This is a genomic window from Pseudolysobacter antarcticus, from assembly GCF_004168365.1.
GTDB lineage: Bacteria > Pseudomonadota > Gammaproteobacteria > Xanthomonadales > Rhodanobacteraceae > Pseudolysobacter > Pseudolysobacter antarcticus.
The window spans coordinates 3,326,094-3,344,901 of the sequence record NZ_CP035704.1; the positions used below are offsets into that span (position 1 = coordinate 3,326,094).

Genomic DNA, 18,808 nt, shown 5'->3' on the forward strand with positions numbered 1-18,808 from the left:
CTTCATTGCACATCAAGCATCTTTCGGCTCGATGTCGCTGACATCGCCGTAGCCGCTCGACACGATTTGCCAATGCTGATTCGGCTAATGCGAGCGCTAGAACTTGAAGCGAAATCCGATCATCGGATCGGCCGTCGAGGTATTCAAGAAGCCTGACGCCAAACCATCCGCCACACGCGAAAACATCACGCCTGCATACGCGTCAAAACGCTTGGCAAAACGGTAATCCAGCGCGACGGAATACGCCTCGAGCGTGCCGCTGCAGGTGCCGGCGCTGGTGTTGGAACAGTGCACCTTGCCGTAGCTGTTTTGATCGTAATGATAGATCGCGCCGGTGATGTCGATATCCTTGGTCATCGCGTATTTCAGGCCGCCCCACGAAATCTGCAGCACCTTCGGATTCGGAAACGCGCTGTTGTTGATCACGCTCAAGTAATAGCCGCCGAGCCCGTTGAACGGCTCGGTAATCGGCAGCGACGGGTTCTGATATTTGATGTGGTTGTAGCCGGCGAAAGCCTTGAGCGGGCCGAGGATATAACTCGCGCCCAGCGTGTACGAGGTGTTGTCGGAAATTGTCGCGGCCAGCGAGTCGATCGGCAGAATCGTCACTTGCGCCGCACTCAACGAGGCTGCGGCAATCGCATCTTTCTTGCGCGCATACACACCGTCGAGCGAGAAGCCGGCGTATTCAAAACCGAGATCCGTCTGCAACGCCTCACCCGGGCTGCTATCGGTTTTGCCGAACTGGTACATCACGCCGCCGTGAAACATTTCGTTCTTGTAGAAATATTTCACCGAGTTGTCGAGCCGCGTATTTTCGGTGTCGCCACCACCGGCGCATACGCCCGACAAGCCGATCGGCGAAAACGCATACGAACCCGAAAACGCATCGTACTTGAGGATGTTTTCGAGCAGCAGCGTGTTCTGTCGGCCGAAGGTTATCGTGCCGAAATCACGCGAGCTCAGCCCCGCATAAATCTGGCCGTTGAAGACCTGCCCGGCGCGTGCGCTATCGCCCGCGGAAGTCTGCCGATCAAGCGCCACGCCATTGTTGTGGGTCAGTGATTTGAGTGCATCGGCGAGATTGCCCGATTGCGGATCGAAGCCGATTTCGCTGTTGAATACCGCGGACAATCCTTCGCTGATCGGCTCGACTCCCTTGAGTCCGATTTTCGACTGGCTCAAGCCGTTCGGCGCTACCGAGGTAATCGACTTGTTGCTGTTCTTCGAGATCAGATATTCGAGCCCTACAAACCAATCCTGGCTCAATGGCGTGCCGTGGGTCTGGTACGCCACGCCGATGTCGAACACGCCATACAGCGTGATGCCGTTCCAGGTCAGACTTTCGTCCTCGGCGGCGTGTGCCGCCGTCACGCAATTTGCGGCGCAGAACAACGCGCTGATCAGTGTTGTCGTACGAAACTTTTTTGCGTAGCGCGAATGAATCCGCAGCGACGATGCTTGCTTGAAAGTGCTCATGCTTTCCCCCGGAGTTTTTCACGTCGCAGCGAATTGCGGATCGATCGACGACGACGGCAACGCACGGATTCACTGGACTGCAGGGCGGAGTATGACCATTCGCTTTCGATATGGTCAAGCGGATATAACGCTGTAAAATTATTAAGGGAAATCAAGCATCAGAAGTGCTCAGCACCGCACAGACGCGGAGAGAATGCTGCACGCGGTTTGCCCGAAATCAGACCACCACCACACGCGGCCAACACAGCAGCGAAACGCGCAAGCCGTGTTCGGCATCGTCGAACTCCAACGTGAAACCGTGCAGGCGCACGATTGCCGAAACCAGGCTCAAACCCAACCCCGAGCCGGGTAGCTGCCGACTGTTTTCGCTGCGATAAAACCGCTGCAAGACCGCATCGCGTTCATTCGCGGCGATGCCGGGGCCGGAGTCGGTAATCTCGATTTTCGCACCCCCATCCGCTTGCAGGAGCCGCATCTCGATACGGCCATCGCTTGGTGTGAATTTGATCGCGTTATCGATCAGGTTGCTGAGTGCCTCGAACAAAAGCTCGGCGTCGCCAAGCACGTTTGCCACCGCCTCGCATGCCAGCGTCAGCGCGATGTTTTTTTCCTCGGCGAGTGGTTCGTACAGATCACGGATCTGGCGTAATACCGATTCGAGTTCGATTTGCGTGAATGCTGCGCGGCGATGCCGATCTTCAATTTCCGCGATGCGTTGCAACGCACGAAAACGAGCAAGCAAGGCATCGGTTTCGGCAATCGCTTGCTCCAACATCGGGCGATGTTCGTCGGTCAGGTCGGTGCGTTGCTCGGCGCGATACAGCAGCGCACGCAGACGGGTCAGTGGCGTGCGCAAATCGTGCGCGATATTGTCGCCGACGCCTTGCGCCTCGGCCATCAATTGCTCGATCTGATCAAGCATTGTATTGACGATGCCGGCGAGCATGTCGAGCTCGTCGCCACGCTGCGCCAGCGGCAGGCGATTTTTGATGTTGCCGGCGATGATGGTTTGCGCGGTCTGGCGAATTTGCGCGATACGGCGCAGCGGTCCGACGCTCAGCGCCAGTCCGCCAAGCAGGGTCAGCAGGATGGTGGCAATCGCACCCCAGACGAAGGCGCGAAAAACGATACGACGAAATTCATCGAGCTGCGCGACATCGCGACCGATCACCAGCAACTGGCCACCGGCGACACGAATCGCCAACGCCCGCACCTCGGACGACGTATCGTATTTCACGCCCGAATCGCGTCCGCTGATATGGTGGATTTCGCCGTCTTCGGGCAAGTCTCGTGGTGGCGACTCCAGATTGCCAGCACGCCACGCGCCATCCGCGGCGAACAATCCGTACAGAAAAATATGGCGCTCGTCGTTGGCAACGCTGGCCGTGACTTTGGCCGCGAGTTGCGCCTCGCCGCTGCGCCGGAAATTTTCCGACTCCACGCGCAGAATCTGATCGACCTGGCGCGTCATGTAGCCGGCGGTTTGCCAATAGGTGATGCCGAGCAACACAATCACCCACACCACGAACAACGCGCCGAAAATCGCGGTCAGGCGGAAGGCGCTGGTGCGCCAGCGGTCAGCCAGCGTCGCCAAGAACGTAGCCCACGCCGCGCACGGTTTCGATCAGAGGAATGTTGCCCGGCCCATCGACCTTGCGCCGCAAGCGCGCGATGTGCACGTCGATCAGATTGGTGCCGGGATCGAAGTGATAACCCCAGACTTCCTCGAAGATCATGGTGCGCGTGAGAACCTGCCCCGAGTTGCGCAACATGAATTCGAGCAGGCGATATTCCGCCGGCGACAATCGCAATTCGCGCGTGCCGCGGCGCACGCTGCGCGTGAGCAGATCGATTTCAAGAGTGTCGAAACGCAGCATGGTTTCTCGCGCAGTGACACGATGACGCCGCAATAATACTTCGAGCCTTGCGGCCATTTCTTCGGACGCAAACGGTTTGGTCATGTAATCGTCACCGCCGGCGCGCAGGCCGCGCACTCTTTCGTCGACATCGCTGAGTGCACTGATCATGAGCACCGGCGTATTGATGCCGCCGCTGCGCATTTTCCTGATGATCTCCAGCCCATCAAGCTCCGGCAACATGCGATCCAGCGTCATCACATCGTAGGCATCGGTCATCGCCTTGCTCAAGCCATCGCGCCCGTTGCTCGCCCATTCGACCTCGAAGCCGTGATTGCTGAGCTCGGCGATGATTTCCTGCGCCGTGGTTTCGTCGTCTTCGATGGTCAGGACTTTGGTCATTTCTCGATTCGGCCAATATCGAATGTCGTGATCTGGGGCTTACTTCATTGCACCGAACGAACATGGCGGCGCCAGAGATACAGCTTACCCAACCATCACCACATGTAACGTGAATCTTTGTTCATGCAGACCCTTGTCGGCAGTCGTGAGCGGTATGGTACGCACCATCGAATAACGGGTTCGCCGATCACGTCGGCCAGGTGACTGCATGTTGTGGATCGTACGCATTGCGCTGGACAAGCCCTACACGTTCGTCGTGCTTGCCTTGCTGATTTTGATCATCGGACCGTTGTCGATCCTGCGCACGCCGGTCGATATTTTTCCGAACATCAAGATGCCCGTGGTCAGCGTGGTCTGGACTTACAACGGCCTGCCTGCCAATGACGTTTCGGATCGCATCATCACCTACTTCGAACGTCAGATGACCACGGCGGTCAACGATATCGAGCACATCGAATCGCAATCGTTGCCGGGCGTTGGCGTGATCAAGGTCTTTTTCCAGCCCAGCGTCAATATCAACGCCGCGCTGGCGCAGGTAACGGCAATTGCGCAAACCGTGCTGAAGCGTTTGCCGCCCGGCATCACGCCACCGCAGATATTGAGTTACAACGCATCGAGCGTGCCGATCCTGCAGCTTGCATTGTCGAGCAACAAACTTTCCGATCAACAACTTTATGATCTGTCCAACAACTTCATCCGCCCGCAACTCGCGCAGGTCGAAGGTGCAGCGATTCCATCACCTTACGGCGGCAAGGCGCGTCAGGTGCAGATCGATCTCGATCCCGAGGCATTGCGCGCGCACGGCCTGTCGCCGCTCGATGTCACTACCGCGATTGCGGCACAGAACCTGATCCTGCCGAGCGGCACGGAAAAAATCGGCCGTTTCGAATACAACGTCAAACTCAATTCCAGTCCGCACGATCTGGACGATCTCAACAACCTGCCGATCAAGTCAGTGGACGGCACCACAATCTACATTCGCGATGTAGCGCATGTACGCGACGGTTATTCGCCGCAGACCAATATGGTGCGTGTCGACGGCAAGCATTCGGTACTGACGACGATCCAGAAAAACGGCAATGCCTCGACGCTCGACATCATCAGTCACGTCAAGAAATTGCTACCGACGATCCAGGCCGGGGCGCCGCCCGAACTCGATATGAAGGCGATCAACGATCAGTCGGTGTTCGTCAAAAATTCAGTCGCCGGCGTGATCCGCGAGGGCGTGATCGCCGCCGCATTGACCGCGTTGATGATCTTGCTGTTTCTCGGTAGCTGGCGCTCGACCTTAATCATCACGGTATCGATTCCGTTGGCGATCCTCGCCTCGATCATCACGCTGTCGGCGCTCGGCGAAACCATCAATATCATGACGCTCGGCGGGCTTGCGCTCGCGGTCGGCATCCTCGTCGACGATGCCACGGTGACGATCGAAAACATCAACTGGCATCTGGAACAAGGCAAAGATGTGGTCAGCGCGATCATGGACGGCGCGGCGCAGATCGTCGGGCCGGCGCTGATTTCGCTGTTGTGCATCTGCATCGTGTTCGTGCCGATGTTTTTCCTCAACGGCGTCGCGCGTTTCCTGTTCGTGCCGATGGCCGAGGCCGTGGTGTTCGCGATGATTGCGTCATTCGTGCTGTCGCGCACCCTGGTGCCGACCATGGCGAAATATCTGTTGCATGAACATTCGCTCGCGCATCCGCATGCGTCGGGTCATCTCGAATACGTGATGGACGATCACGGTGCGCATTCGGTCACGCTACATTCGCGCAATCCGTTCGCTCGCTTCCAGCAAGGTTTCGAAAAACGCGTCGCCAGCGTGCGCGCCACCTACCGCGATCTGCTGCAACTAGCACTCGCGCGGCGAGGCATGTTTGTGCTCGGTTTTCTCGCCGTCGTCGCGGCATCGTTCCTGCTCGCGCCATGGCTCGGCGAGAATTTTTTCCCGACCATCGATGCCGGCCAGATCAAGCTGCATGTGCGTGCGCAAACCGGTACGCGCATCGAAGAAACCGCGCGCCTTTGCGACGAGATTGAACAGAAAATCCGCGGCATCATTCCGCCATCCGATCTTGGCGGCGTGATCGACAATATCGGCCTGCCGGTCAGCGGCATCAATATTTCGTATAGCAACTCTGCACCAATCGGTCCGGCCGATGCCGACATCCTGATTTCGTTGAAGCCCGACCACGCGCCGACCGAAGAATACCTGCACGACTTGCGCGAAACCCTGCCGTCGGCGTTTCCAGGAACGAGTTTCGCTTTCCTGCCGGCGGATATCGTCAGCCAGATTCTCAACTTCGGCCTGCCCGCGCCCATCGATGTGCAGGTGATCGGTTTCAAGCGCGACGAAAACCGGGCGTATGCCGCGAAAATTCTCGATCGCATCAATCATATTCCGGGCATCGCCGATGTGCGCATCCAGCAGGTGTTCAACCAGCCGGTGCTTAACGTGAATGTTGATCGCACGCGTTCGGAAGAACTCGGTCTGACCCAGCGCGATGTGGCGACGAGTTTGCTCGTGAGTTTGTCCGGCAGTTACCAGACCGCGCCGACGCAGTGGGTGAATCCGAAGAATCACGTCTCGTATCCGCTGGTCGCGCAGACGCCGCAATATCGCATCAGCAGCCTGAGCGATCTGCAGAATATTCCAGTCACCGGAGCAGCATCGAGCAAGCCGCAAATCCTCGGTGCGCTCGGTAATGTCACGCGCGGCATGAGCGAAGGCGTGGTATCGCACTACGACGTGCAACCGGTCATCGATATTTTCGGTGCGGTGCAAGGCCGCGATCTCGGCGCGGTGGCGCGCGATATCCAGGCAATCCTCGACGATACGCAAAAAGACGTACCAAAAGGCTCGACCGTGGCGCTGCGCGGCCAAGTCGAAACCATGAATGCATCATTCGATGGATTGTTCTACGGCCTGATCGGCGCGATCGTTTTGATCTACTTGCTGATCGTGGTGAATTTTCAATCGTGGCTGGATCCGTTCGTCATCATCACCGCGCTGCCTGCCGCGCTGGCCGGTATCGTCTGGATGCTGTTCATCACCCACACCACCTTGAGCGTGCCAGCGCTGACCGGCGCGATCATGTGCATGGGCGTGGCGACCGCGAACAGCATCCTCATCGTGAGTTTTGCGCGCGAACGCATGACGCACGGATCGGACGCCACCACCGCCGCGATCGAAGCCGGCTTCACACGTTTTCGCCCGGTGCTGATGACCGCGCTGGCGATGATCATCGGCATGTTGCCGATGGCGCTAGGCCTCGGCGAAGGTGGCGAGCAGAACGCGCCGCTCGGTCGTGCGGTGATCGGCGGATTGCTGTTCGCGACCTGCGCCACCTTGTTTTTTGTCCCGGCGATTTTCAGCATCGTGCATACGCGCGGCGTGAAGCGCGAGTCCGATCCATCCTCGAGTCCCGTGATGGGACAGACCAGTTTTGCGGAGTAAAACGTCATGTCGTCCCATCATCGCATTTCATCCAGGCAACTGCATTTATCCGGCGTGATCGCGCTGGTGATCGCCATCGCGGTCGCCGCGTTTGGCATCTACTCGCGCGTGCATGGCGAAGTCGCGCTGAAACACTGGACCGACGAACGCGCGATCAGAACGGTCACGCTGATCGAGCCGGGCAAAAATAGCGCGGAGCAAGCATTGATCCTGCCCGGCAACGTGCAGGCGTTTGTCGATGCGCCGATCTACGCGCGCGCCACCGGCTACCTGAAACGCTGGTATGTCGATATCGGCACGCCGGTAAAAGCCGGGCAATTATTGGCCGAACTCGAAACGCCCGAGATCGATCAACAGCTGCGCCAGGCCGAAGCCGATCTGGCTACCGCACAGGCGAATGCAAAGCTCGCCAACATCACCGCGCAGCGCTGGCAGAACATGCTCAGTGCCGATTCCGTCAGCAAGCAGGAGTCGGATGAAAAATCCGGCAACGCCGATGCGCGCAAGGCAGGCGTTGCGGCCGCGCAAGCGAACGTCGCACGACTGCGCGAGCTTGAATCGTTCAAGCGCATCGTGGCACCGTTCGACGGCATACTCACTGCGCGCAACACCGATGTCGGCGCACTGATCGATGCTGGCAACGGCAAGGGCGCCGAGCTGTTTCGTGTCGCCGATATTTCGCGGCTGCGCATCTACGTCAACGTGCCGCAGAGCTTCGCTGGCGCGATCAAACCGGGCATGTTGGCCGAGGTGCATTTGCCCGGGCGCAGCGGCAACGGCGTCGCGGCAAAAGTGGTGAATACCGCGCAGGCAATCAATCCTTCCACGCGCAGTTTGCTGGTCGAATTGCAGGCCGACAATAGCAACGGTCAGCTGCTGGCGGGTTCCTACGCCGAAGTACATTTTTCACTGCCGGCACAGGCCGGGGTGATGCGTTTGCCATCGAGTGCGCTGCTGTTTCGCGAGCAAGGCATGCAGGTCGGTACTCTCGGTACGGATAACAAAGTACAACTCAAGCAGATCGAGATCGGTCGCGATTTTGGTACCGAAGTGGAAGTGCTGAACGGACTCGATGCCGATGCGCGCGTGATCGACAATCCGTCGGATTCGTTGTCGCAAAACGAGACCGTGAAAATCGCTCAAACCACTACGCCGACGGTAGCCAATCAATGAAACGCACGGCGGCATTTGCACTGATATCGACGCTCGCGGGGTGTTCGTTCGCGCCGACTTACAAGACGCCTGTGGTCGAAATACCAAGTGCATTCAAGGAAGCGCAGGAATGGCAGACAGCCACACCTGCAGACCAGATAAAACGAGGTGAATGGTGGCTCGCATATGGCGACAAACTGCTGGATGAACTCGAAGCGAAAGTCGACATTGCCAATCCGAATCTTGCCGCCGCCGCAGATCGCTACGCGCAAGCGCGCACGCTGGTGACGCAGGCGCAAGCGGCGCGTTTGCCGCTGGTCAATGCCGGTGCTTTATCGACCAACAACCGTCAGTCGGATCATCGCCCGCTGCGCTCCAGCTCGCAGCCGGACGAATACGGCAACAACGATATCGGCATGCAGATCAGCTACGAGCTCGACCTATGGGGGCGCGTGCGCAATCAGGTTGCGGTGAACGAGGCGAATGCGCAGGCGAGCGCCGCCGATCTCGAATCGGTAAGGCTCAGTCTGCATGCCGAACTCGCCACCGACTACATCGCGTTGCGCGGTTTTGATGCCGAGCACAAATTGTTGCTGGACACACTCGATGCGTATGCGCGCGCGCTCAAGGTCACGGCGAATCGGCATTCCGGCGGCATCGGCTCCGGCCTCGACGAGGCGCGCGCGCAAACTCAGCTCGACAACGCCAAGGCGCAGATCAGCGATGTCGCCACGCGCCGCGCATTGCTTGAACACGCCATCGCTAGCTTGACGGGTATGCCGGCGTCGGAGTTCTCGATTTCGCTGCAGCCGGATATTTTGCAGTTGCCGATCATCCCGACCGGATTGCCATCCACGCTGCTGCAACGTCGCCCCGACATTGCCGCAGCGGAGCGCCGCACCGCGGCTTCGAATCAGCAAATCGGCATCGCGCGTGCGGCATTTTTTCCAAGCATCACGCTCAACGCGCAAGGCGGTTATCAGAACACTGGCGGCAATACCTGGCTCAGCGCGCCGAACACCTACTGGTCACTCGGCCCGGGTTTATTGCTGAATCTTTTCGATGGTGGTCGACGGCGCGCCGAGGTCGAACGCGCGCGTCTGGCGCTCGACGAATCGAGCCAGCGCTATCGCGCCGAAGTGCTGAATGCGTTCCAGCAGGTTGAGGATAATCTGGCATTGCTGGACTTGCTGGCGAAGGAAAGCAGCGATGAAAACGCGGCAACGGTTTCTGCCACGCACACGCTCGATCTGGCGCAGAATCGCTACGACAACGGAGCAGTGAGTTATCTTGAAGTCATCGAAAGCCAGACGGCGGCGCTGCAAGCACAACGCACGGCGCTGAGCATCCGCACGCGGCAGTTACAATCCAGCGTCGGCTTGATCAAAGCCATTGGCGGCGGCTGGAGCAGCGATCTGCTGGGTGAGTCGAATGCCTCCAAAACCGCACAAACCATGACGCCCGCTCATGTCACGAATTGATTTTCCGAGCGAGCCAGAAATGCCAGCGAACGCGTCCTCGCGTTGGCATGCAGCTTTTTTTGTCGGCCTGATTTTTCTGGCGATCACGTTGTCCGCGTGCTCGATCTACAAGAAATGCGGATTGAATGGCTGTGCTGGCGATGCCGGAATCACCGCTGCCGTGCAGAAAGAATTCGACGAGCGATCGGAGCTGAAACCGCCGAACAGAATCAGTATCCAGACACTGGATCACGTGGTCTATTTGAGCGGTTTGGTCGACACCGAATTCGAACGCAACATCGCCGAATCGGTTGCACACGACGTGCCTGGTGTCGTGCGCGTAGTCAATTCGATCGCAGTGCTCGGCACCGTTTATTGAGTATCGCCCAGACTGGCAGCATCACTAATATTTGTACTCCAGCGACAGCCACGCTTTACGTTCGCCGACCAGATAACCGTCGCTACGATAGTCGGCGTAATCGAGTTCAGCGCTGAGTTGTTTGCTGAGGCTGTAGGTCAGTGCTGCATTGGTTTCGGAACCGTAATGGCGGCTACCACGTTCGGCGTAAAAGTCATGCCAGAGCACCGACCAGCCGAAGACTTTGCTGAACTGGCCGAACGCGCCGATATAGCGGTCGTCGAGTCCTGTCGCGGGTGTGTTCTTGAACTCGCTGGCCCAGCCGTTGAAGCCGTGATTGGAACCGTACGGCGATGAAAATCCGACCTTGCCGTTACTACCCAGAACTTCATTACCGAGCTTGGCGTTGATCGTATCAACGCCGAAACTCGCCTCGATAAGATGATAATCGGCGATGTAATGCAGCGGGTTGTTGCGCCAGCTATTTTGCTGCGCAAACTCCGCCGCCCAGACCAGCTTGTAGTCGGAAAACGCTTGTTTTCCGGACCAGCGCAAGCCCGCGGTTCGCCATGAATATTTGGCTTGGGTGTCATTTTCGACAAGGTAGTCGTAGGCGCTGAGTTTGCCGATCGGCAGCACCTGATCGACATGCAGCAGGTTCGCTTTCAAATCCCATTCGCGCTGCAGCGGATCGGGATAATCATGACCGACGCTGCGCAACGCCTTGTCGAGATAGATGTATTGCAAGGTCGTGCCGGATTGAAGTTTCCAGCTCGTGGACAAGGCATCGAACGATTGCGGCGTCTGTCGCCACAAGCCCGAGGTGAAAAAACGCTGGTTGTCGAGATTGATGTACTGGCGACCGATCCGCGCGGCGATCGTGCCATCGTCATAACCAACCCAGGCGGCACTGACCTGCTTGGATGGCGGATCGGATTCCGACGGAAACTGGGTCTTGCCATTGGCCGTATCGTTGTAGCGCGAACCGAACAACGCGACTGTGTCGCTGCCTTCGATATCCGCCGCCCAGTTCTGTGCAAACACCCAGCGATAGCCCAACAAGATGCGCAAGGTGTTGGCATTGGCAGTACGCGAGAATGCGGCGTTGTCGATGTTGGCGTAGCGATAACGCAGGTCGACGATCGGCGTGCTGACATCGACAGCGGTATCCGCGTACACAGCCGGCGCACTGCCCGCTAACAAAGCCAAACCGATCCACCACAACCACGATCGTCTATTTCGTCGCATTATTTCTTCCCCATTTTAAACAAAACATGTGCGCGACGCTGACAACCGATCAAACGCAACGATGAATCGATCCTACAAGCGCCGCGGATGCGCGATAACTGAAAAATCGGCATGAGCTTATGGCGTGTGCGCAATAGCATCACGACGGACAAGCAAACTGCACTGCCGAAACTTGTATTTGATCGTGCGGATTCAGCTGCGCATTTCGATCACTTGGCTGCGGCAGCGGCGTGCTCGATACAGAAATCGAGAAAGCGTGTCATACCCTTGGACGGGATTTTCTTGCGGTGTCGGATCAGATAAAAGTGCCGGAGGATCGGCGGAATGCTGCTCGCGAGCACGACCAGCTTTTTCGTCTTGATCAGATCCTCGACCACGCAGAGCGAAAGGCAGCTGATTCCCAAACCTTCCGCGACCGCACGCTTGATCGCTTCCGAATCGCCGAAATTGATGCCGCTGGTCAGCGCATGCAGATGCGGCAGCAGCGCGTGTTCGACCGCCTCGCGCGTGCCCGATCCGGGCTCGCGCAGCAGCCACTCCGCCGCTCGCAACGAGGCGAGCGGAACCTTGCGTCCGGCAAACGCAGTAGCCAGCGCATGCCGCGGCGCGGCGACTATCACCATGCGATCGGTGATCCACGGTAGCGTCACCAATTCAGCCTCGTGAACCGGGCCTTCGACAAGACCGAGATCGAGTTTGAAATCAGCGACCGCCGCGGCAATCTGTCGCGTATTGGCGATCTCGATGCCGATCTGACTCGCGGTGTTGCGTCGGCGATATTCCGCGATCAGCCGCGGCAACAGATAGTTGCCGATCGTCGTGCTCGCGCCGATCCGCAGTGCGCCGGCGAAACTGGATGCGCCGAATTGAAGCTCGATTTCGTTCGCGCCGTCCAGCGTGGCTTTTGCCCGCGGCAACAATTGCCGCCCGACCTCGTTGATCGCTAGGCGCTTGCCGATGCGATCGAACAATCGTGTCTGCAGGATATTTTCGAGTTCGTTCAACGCCGCGCTCGTCGCCGATTGCGACAACGCAACACGATCCGCCGCCGCTGCGGTGCTGCCGCATTCGGCAACCGTGACGAAGATATGCAACTGGCGCAGGGTCAGGCGCATTTATCGACCGGTTTCATCACTCGATAATACCTGAATAATTTGTTTTTCTTGTATGCATGAATTTTCGATAATGCCTTCACCAGATGACTTGAAGGCAGATCTCGTGATATCCGCATTGATACTTCCCCGCCTAGAACTCCGCAAATTTCAGCGCGGATTTTCCTTGCTGCCAGGGTTGATACTCAGCATCGTGCTTGCGATTGCCGCGATCTCGCTCGGCAAAGCGCACCTGCTGCAAACCCATGGCATCAGCGCTCTGACACTCGCGATCGTGCTCGGCATGCTGATCGGCAATACGTTTTATCCGGCCATCGCGAGCGATGCCGATGCCGGCGTGATATTTGCCAAGCAACGCCTGCTGCGTCTCGGCATCATCCTGTATGGTTTCCGGCTGGCCTTTCAGGACATTGCGCGTGTCGGCATCGTTGGTGTGGCGATCGATGTGCTCGTGCTCGGCAGCACCTTCGGCTTGGCTTGGCTGCTCGGCGTAAAAGTATTCAAGCTCGATCGCACCACCGCGCTACTGATCGGCGCCGGCAGTTCGATTTGCGGTGCCGCCGCGGTCATGGCAACCGAACCGGTGGTGCGCGGGCGCGCGGATCAGGTGACGGTCGCGGTATCAACCGTGGTGGTGTTCGGCACGCTTGCGATCTTCATCTACCCCGCGCTGTATCAACTCAATCAGACGTGGCATTTTTTGTCGGCCGGTCCGACCGTATTCGGCGTGTATGTCGGCTCGACCGTGCATGAAGTGGCGCAGGTCGTGGCGGCGGCGCGCTCGATCAGCGAGGAAACAGCCAATACCGCGGTCATCGCAAAAATGGTGCGCGTAATGATGCTCGCGCCATTCCTCGTGATTCTGTCTGCGTGGCTGGCGCGATCAAGGCAGCGCAATACGCTCGCACAGACCGACCAAGCTGATGCAAAAGCCGCAAATCGCGGCGTCGTGATTCCATGGTTCGCACTGATCTTCGTGCTCGTGGCCGGCTTCAATTCGCTCGCGTTGCTGCCTGCCAGCGTCGTGGCGACCGTGACCGATATCGATACGTTTCTGCTCACGATGGCGATGGCCGCGCTTGGCCTGACCACACATCTTTCGGCGATCCGCCGTGCCGGAATCAAACCGCTGTTGCTCGGCGCTCTGCTGTTTTTCTGGCTGATAGTCGGCGGTGCGCTGATCAATCTTTGCGTGCAAGCGGCATTGCGCTGAAGCTCGGCGATTGCATCGCGATTTCCATTTAGTCCATCACGAATTTACCAGCACAAAAAAAGCCGGAGAACCTGCGCTCTCCGACTTTTATTTTCATCAATGCAGCGCAATCCGCACTGCATCGAACGAGCGTGTGACTTAGAAGTTGAAGCGACCACCAATGGTTGGATCGATCGTGGATGTGTGCAAGTAACCCGACGCCAGACCATCCGATACCTTCGAGAACATCGCACCGGCATATACGTCGAAACGCTTGGTGAACTTGTAGTCTGCAACCAGCGAGAACGCATTCAGACTGCCGCTACACGATCCAGCGCGCGTATCGGAGCAGTTGGTTTTGACCAATGGATTACCGGTCACACCCTGATAGCTGTTCTGATCGTAGTGGTAATACGCGCCCGTCAAATCCAGCGCATCGCTGATTTTGTACTTCGCACCGATCCACGAAACTTCCAGAACTTTGTGGATTGCATAGGCGTTGTTGTTCACAACACTGAATTCGTAACCACCGAGGCCGTTGAAGCCAGCGACCAGCGGATCGGACGGATTTTTGTAGGTGATGTGCTCGTAGCCGCCGGAAATCTTGAACGGACCGGTGGTGTAGTTGGCGGCAAGCGTAAAGGCGGTGTTGTCGGAAATCGTCGCGGCGAGCGAGTCATGCGGCAAAGTGGCGAACTGTGCTGCACTCAGCGGAGACGCGCCAATCGCGCCATTCTTTTTGCTATACAGGCCATCGACCGAGAAACCGGCATAGTCGCCACCGATATCGAACTGCGTGGTGCTGCCGCCCTGGCCGCCGGTGTCACCGAACTGATACAAGCCAGACACACGAACCGGACCGTTGCTGTAAATGTATTTGATCGAACGATCCAGACGCGTATTTTCGGTATCACCGCCGCCGGCAGTCGCACCGGAATAACCGATCACCGAGAACGCATACGAACCGCCCTGCGGATCGTATTTGCCGATCGCATCAGTCAGCAGACCGGTCTGGCGACCGAGCGTGACGGTACCAAAATCCTTCGAGCTCAGGCCGGCATAAGCCGCGCCGTTGAAGATCTGACCAGCGCGGCCGCCATCGGCGTTGGTGCTCTGGTTATTCAGCGCGCGACCGTTGTTGTTGACGAGCGATTGCAGCGCGTCGGAGATTTTTCCGGACTGCGGGTTGAAGCCGGTTTCGACCTTGAACACGACCGACAAACCGTCGGCAATCTGTTCGGTACCCTTCAGGCCGACCTTCGACTGGCTCATCGCGTTCGGCGCAATCGAGGTGATCGACTTGTTGCTGTTCTTCGAAATCAGGTAACCCAGGCCGGTGTAGAAATCGTCGCTGAGCGGCGTGCCGTGGGTCTGGTAAGCCACGCCGATATCGACGGTGCCGTAAAGGGTGACGCCGTTCCAGGTCAGGCTGCTATCGTCGGCTGCTTGTGCGGCACCCGCGGTAGCGGCGCTGGCGATCATCGCGGCGAGCAAGGTTTTCTTGATGGTGCGGCTGGATAACAGCGGTTGTTTCTGGCAGTGGCTCATGGTTTTCCCCGTCGAATTGGCTAACAAAAACGCGTCTCGGCCTTGCCACGACGAGCGAATGTCGCGGCGCACAGGTCGCTCAGGCCGAAGATGGTATGAACTGATTATTACAATCACCTTACAGTGCGCCGAAAACGGTGAATTTTCGCGCTGTAACAAATTGGTAAAGCAGCGGCGCGCTTGATCCAGGCTTGTGTCAATCGCACTGCGTGATGTCGGTGCGCGTCATATCCTTGGCGCGGATTGCCGCCTTCATGCGCACTTTCATGAAGAAGAATTTCCATCGAAACGTGCTGATTGCAGTCGTCTCTGGCACGATCCGCACATGAATGAAAACAAGCTGATCGCGATCCTGAAACAAGCGCTGGCCGATGCGCCGGGTCATGCCATCGTGGTTGCGCTGAGCGGCGGGCTCGATTCCAGCGTTTTGCTGCACGCGCTCGCGAACTTGCCCGAAGCGTGCGCGCGCGGCCTGCGCACGGTGCATGTCGATCACGGTCTGCATGCGGATAGTTCGTGCTGGGTGGAGCATTGTCGCGCGCTCGCGCAATCACTATTGGTGCCGTTCGAGTCAGTCGCGGTTGCAGTGACACGGACCAATGGCGACGGCCTCGAAGCCGCCGCACGCGGCGCGCGCTACGCCGCACTCGCGCACCAACTCGGTGATGGCGAACTGCTCGCCGTCGCGCAGCATCGCGATGATCAAAGCGAAACCGTGTTGCTCAAACTTATGCGCGGTGCCGGCCCGGAAGGTCTCGGTGGCATGCGCCCGTTGCGGCCGTTTGCGCGCGGTCAACTTTGGCGACCACTGCTATCGTTGCCGCGCTCTGCGCTGAAAAATTACGCCGACACACACGCCATCAACTGGCTGGATGATCCGAGCAATGCCGACGAAACGCTGAGCCGCAACTTCGTCCGCCGCCAGATTCTGCCGCGGCTACGCCAGCACTGGCGCGAATGCGATACCGCACTGAGCCATACCGCGCAATGGAATCGCAGCGCGGCGGATTTCATCCTCGATCACGCGCGGCGTGCGCTCGCAAAACTGCGAGGCCTCGATCCGACCACCTTGCGCTGGGCCGAGTGGCTGGACTTGCCGGAGGCGCTGCGCGATCCGGTGCTGCGTTTGTGGTTGCGCGATCTGCGCTTGGCCGAACCGACTCACGCGCAGGCGCTGGAATTGCAGCGACAACTGCGCGAGGCCGCCGCGCAAAGTCTGCCGTGTGTGCGCTGGAACGGTGTCGAGATGCGCCGTTATCGCGACCTGCTGTACGCGATGCCGCCGCTGCAGGTTCCGCACGAAGAGTGGCACACCGACTGGTGCGGCGAACGTTTGCGATTGCCCGCGCATTGCGGTGAGCTGACCTTGGAAAATATTGCGCATAACGCGACAGAGTTGCCGATCTTGCTCGTGCGTTTTCGGCGCGGTGGCGAATCGCTCAAGCCAGTCGGCAACACGCATACCCGCGAACTGCGGCTGCTGTTTCAGGAGTCCGGCATCACGCCGTGGCAGCGCGGACGCATTCCTCTCGTGTATCACGGCAAGGTCTTGCTCGCCGTCGGCGATCTGTGGATCAGCGACGCGGGTGCGGAATTTTTTGCCGCGCATCAGCGCCGATTGGTCTGGCAAGTAGCGGATTTTGCGTGAGGGTCAACGTAAAAAATGATCGCTGCGCGTTGATTCTGATTGACCGCACCGCGTACACGCGTTAATTTTCGCGGCATGCCTAAAGCCGCCGCCGCACAACCTAATCAGATCGCCGAATTCGAGCACTCGCTGGACGAGCTTGAACAACTTGTCGGACGCATGGAACAAGGCGATCTGAGCCTGGATGATTCGCTCAAGGCTTTCGAGCGTGGCATCGGCCTGTATCGCAATTGCCAGAGCGCACTCGAGCAAGCCGAGCTGCGTGTGAAACTGCTGCTCGATCCCGCCGCCCCCGAAACCGCGCAGCCTTTTGAACCCGACACGCCCTGATCTCACGCCGGAGTTGTTGCGCCTGAGCGCGCAAGCCGACGCCGTACTCGCGCGTCTGCTACCGGCCGACACCCAACCACCCGAAGCGCTGCACCGCGCGATGCGTTATGCGTTGCTCGGCGGCGGCAAACGGTTGCGCCCGCTGCTGGTGTATGCCGCCGGTTTAGCGCTCGGCGGCAGCCTCGAAAAACTCGATGCCGCAGCAGCCGCGGTGGAAATCATCCACGCCTATTCACTCGTGCACGATGATCTGCCGGCAATGGATGATGATGATTTGCGGCGTGGTCGACCGACCTGCCATATCGCGTTCGGCGAGGCCACCGCGATTCTCGCCGGCGATGCGTTGCAGGCGCTGGCCTTCGAAGTTCTCGCACACGATGCGAGCGGACACGAGCCGCTTGCGCATATCGAGATGCTGCGAATTCTGGCCGCGGCGTGCGGCTCGCATGGCATGGCCGGCGGACAGGCGTTTGATCTCGAAGCGGTCGGCAAAAAACTCTCGCTCGAACAACTCGAGCGCATGCACACGCACAAGACCGGCGCGCTGATTCGCGCCTCGGTGCAACTCGGCGCACTCGCCGCTGGCAATCGTGATGAGGCCGTGCGCGCTGCACTCGAACTTTACGGTTATTGCATCGGCCTCGCATTCCAGATTCGCGATGATATTCTCGATGTCGAAGGCGATACCGCTATCATCGGCAAACGCCAGGGCGCCGATCAAGCACGCGACAAACCGACCTACCCGGCCCTGCTAGGCCTCGACGAATCGCGCCTGCGTTTGCAGCAACTCACCGACCAGGCGCTCGCCGCGATCGCACCGCTCGGCGAGGCCGGAAAACATCTGCACGATCTCGCGCGATTTGTCGCAGATCGACAATCGTAAAGCGCCGTACTCGACGGAAACGATATGGGATTTCTCGCATTTTTTGCGGTAGCAACCGGCGGCGCCATCGGCACGTTGCTGCGATGGTTGCTCGCAATCCTGCTCAATCCGTTATTGCCGAACCTGCCGCTCGGCACCTTGGCGGTGAACTTGATCGGCGGTTTGATCATTGGCATCGCGCTCGGATATTTCACGCAATTTCCGTCACTGCCATCCGAGTTGCGGTTGTTCGTGATCACCGGATTTTGCGGCGGCCTGACGACGTTCTCGGCGTTCTCGGGCGAAACAGTTTTACTGTTGATGCGTCAGCAATACGGCTGGGCCGCCGCGGTGATTTCGACGCATTTGATCGGATCGCTGAGCATGACTTTTCTCGGTTTCATGCTCGTGAAATTCTTGGTCAAGGCGTAGAACGTCGAGAAACGAATAATCTCGATCCGGCTTTTCGAGTTACCTGCCGGCCGCATCGCGGAGGGAGAATTGCAGACACGAACTCTGCGCCGAAAGATAGCGCTGATGCAGCGCGCATAATCCATCTTGCGCGCGCACCGAGCTGAAGCCCGAACCCATGATGCGCAGGCCGGGGATATTCGCTTCTAGATGCTGCGAGTGATTCTGGAAATGCGAACAGTCGGCGCATGCGGCGATTCGCGGCGATACACTCGTCGTCATATTATTCACTG

15 protein-coding genes are annotated in these 18,808 nt (G+C 58.6%); 9 read left to right on the forward strand and 6 right to left on the reverse strand.

All coding sequences use genetic code 11. The features are described from left to right. Positions 1–96: 96 nt before the first annotated feature. The 3 genes from ELE36_RS14275 to ELE36_RS14285 all read right to left on the reverse strand — a co-directional run bounded on the left by ELE36_RS14275 (position 97) and on the right by ELE36_RS14285 (position 3,737). Positions 97–1,479 (reverse strand): porin, encoded by a 1,383-nt coding sequence (locus ELE36_RS14275; RefSeq protein WP_129834417.1) that lies wholly within the window; start codon positions 1,477–1,479, stop codon positions 97–99. Positions 1,480–1,696: 217 nt separating this feature from the next. Then, positions 1,697–3,073 carry a sensor histidine kinase gene (locus ELE36_RS14280; RefSeq protein WP_129834419.1) on the reverse strand — a complete coding sequence of 459 codons (1,377 nt, stop codon included), beginning with the start codon at positions 3,071–3,073 and terminating at the stop codon, positions 1,697–1,699. Continuing rightward, entirely contained in the window at positions 3,057–3,737 is a 681-nt protein-coding gene (locus tag ELE36_RS14285) for a response regulator transcription factor (protein ID WP_129834421.1), read from the reverse strand. Before ELE36_RS14285 ends, ELE36_RS14280 begins: the two co-directional genes overlap by 17 nt. A 208-nt stretch (positions 3,738–3,945) precedes the next feature. On the opposite strand from ELE36_RS14285, the gene ELE36_RS14290 reads away from it, so the two are divergent. From ELE36_RS14290 to ELE36_RS14305, 4 genes are read left to right on the forward strand one after another with little or no spacing between them, the layout of a single operon-like run. Continuing rightward, positions 3,946–7,194 carry an efflux RND transporter permease subunit gene (locus ELE36_RS14290; RefSeq protein ID WP_129834423.1) on the forward strand — a complete coding sequence of 1,083 codons (3,249 nt, stop codon included), beginning with the start codon at positions 3,946–3,948 and terminating at the stop codon, positions 7,192–7,194. 6 nt (positions 7,195–7,200) lie between these two features. Further along, a complete protein-coding gene (locus ELE36_RS14295; RefSeq protein ID WP_129834425.1) occupies positions 7,201–8,367 on the forward strand; it encodes an efflux RND transporter periplasmic adaptor subunit in 1,167 nt (388 codons plus the stop codon). Then, complete coding sequence (locus ELE36_RS14300) at positions 8,364–9,827, forward strand: efflux transporter outer membrane subunit (RefSeq protein ID WP_129834427.1); 1,464 nt, start codon at positions 8,364–8,366, stop codon at positions 9,825–9,827. Before ELE36_RS14295 ends, ELE36_RS14300 begins: the two co-directional genes overlap by 4 nt. Positions 9,828–9,846: 19 nt before the next feature. Further along, positions 9,847–10,185, forward strand: coding sequence for a BON domain-containing protein (locus tag ELE36_RS14305; RefSeq protein ID WP_165371622.1), 339 nt, complete (start codon positions 9,847–9,849; stop codon positions 10,183–10,185). 24 nt (positions 10,186–10,209) lie between these two features. On the opposite strand, the gene ELE36_RS14310 is transcribed toward ELE36_RS14305, so the two are convergent. Both ELE36_RS14310 and ELE36_RS14315 read right to left on the reverse strand, forming a co-directional pair. After that, entirely contained in the window at positions 10,210–11,412 is a 1,203-nt protein-coding gene (locus ELE36_RS14310; RefSeq protein ID WP_129834431.1) for an alginate export family protein, read from the reverse strand. A 209-nt stretch (positions 11,413–11,621) separates the two neighbouring features. After that, the gene (locus ELE36_RS14315; protein ID WP_129834433.1) at positions 11,622–12,527 is read right to left on the reverse strand and encodes a LysR family transcriptional regulator; all 906 of its coding nucleotides are present in this window, start codon (positions 12,525–12,527) and stop codon (positions 11,622–11,624) included. Positions 12,528–12,690: 163 nt separating this feature from the next. On the opposite strand from ELE36_RS14315, the gene ELE36_RS14320 reads away from it, so the two are divergent. Further along, positions 12,691–13,737: a YeiH family protein gene (locus tag ELE36_RS14320; protein WP_242512277.1), complete on the forward strand. Its 1,047-nt coding sequence runs from the start codon at positions 12,691–12,693 to the stop codon at positions 13,735–13,737. Positions 13,738–13,875: 138 nt separating this feature from the next. Here ELE36_RS14320 and ELE36_RS14325 read toward each other — a convergent pair whose 3' ends face one another. Then, positions 13,876–15,264 (reverse strand): porin, encoded by a 1,389-nt coding sequence (locus ELE36_RS14325; RefSeq protein ID WP_242512278.1) that lies wholly within the window; start codon positions 15,262–15,264, stop codon positions 13,876–13,878. Between the two features lie 325 nt (positions 15,265–15,589). On the opposite strand from ELE36_RS14325, the gene tilS reads away from it, so the two are divergent. From tilS to crcB, 4 genes are all read left to right on the forward strand, one after another. Further along, on the forward strand, positions 15,590–16,912 hold the full coding sequence (gene tilS, locus ELE36_RS14330; RefSeq protein WP_129834437.1) for a tRNA lysidine(34) synthetase TilS: 1,323 nt from the start codon (positions 15,590–15,592) through the stop codon (positions 16,910–16,912). A 75-nt stretch (positions 16,913–16,987) separates the two neighbouring features. Next, entirely contained in the window at positions 16,988–17,242 is a 255-nt protein-coding gene (locus ELE36_RS14335; RefSeq protein ID WP_129834439.1) for an exodeoxyribonuclease VII small subunit, read from the forward strand. After that, positions 17,223–18,125 (forward strand): (2E,6E)-farnesyl diphosphate synthase, encoded by a 903-nt coding sequence (ispA, locus tag ELE36_RS14340; RefSeq protein WP_129834441.1) that lies wholly within the window; start codon positions 17,223–17,225, stop codon positions 18,123–18,125. The genes ELE36_RS14335 and ispA overlap by 20 nt, the downstream gene beginning before the upstream one ends. A gap of 24 nt (positions 18,126–18,149) precedes the next feature. Next, positions 18,150–18,536: a fluoride efflux transporter CrcB gene (gene crcB / locus ELE36_RS14345; RefSeq protein WP_129834443.1), complete on the forward strand. Its 387-nt coding sequence runs from the start codon at positions 18,150–18,152 to the stop codon at positions 18,534–18,536. Positions 18,537–18,808: the final 272 nt, after the last annotated feature.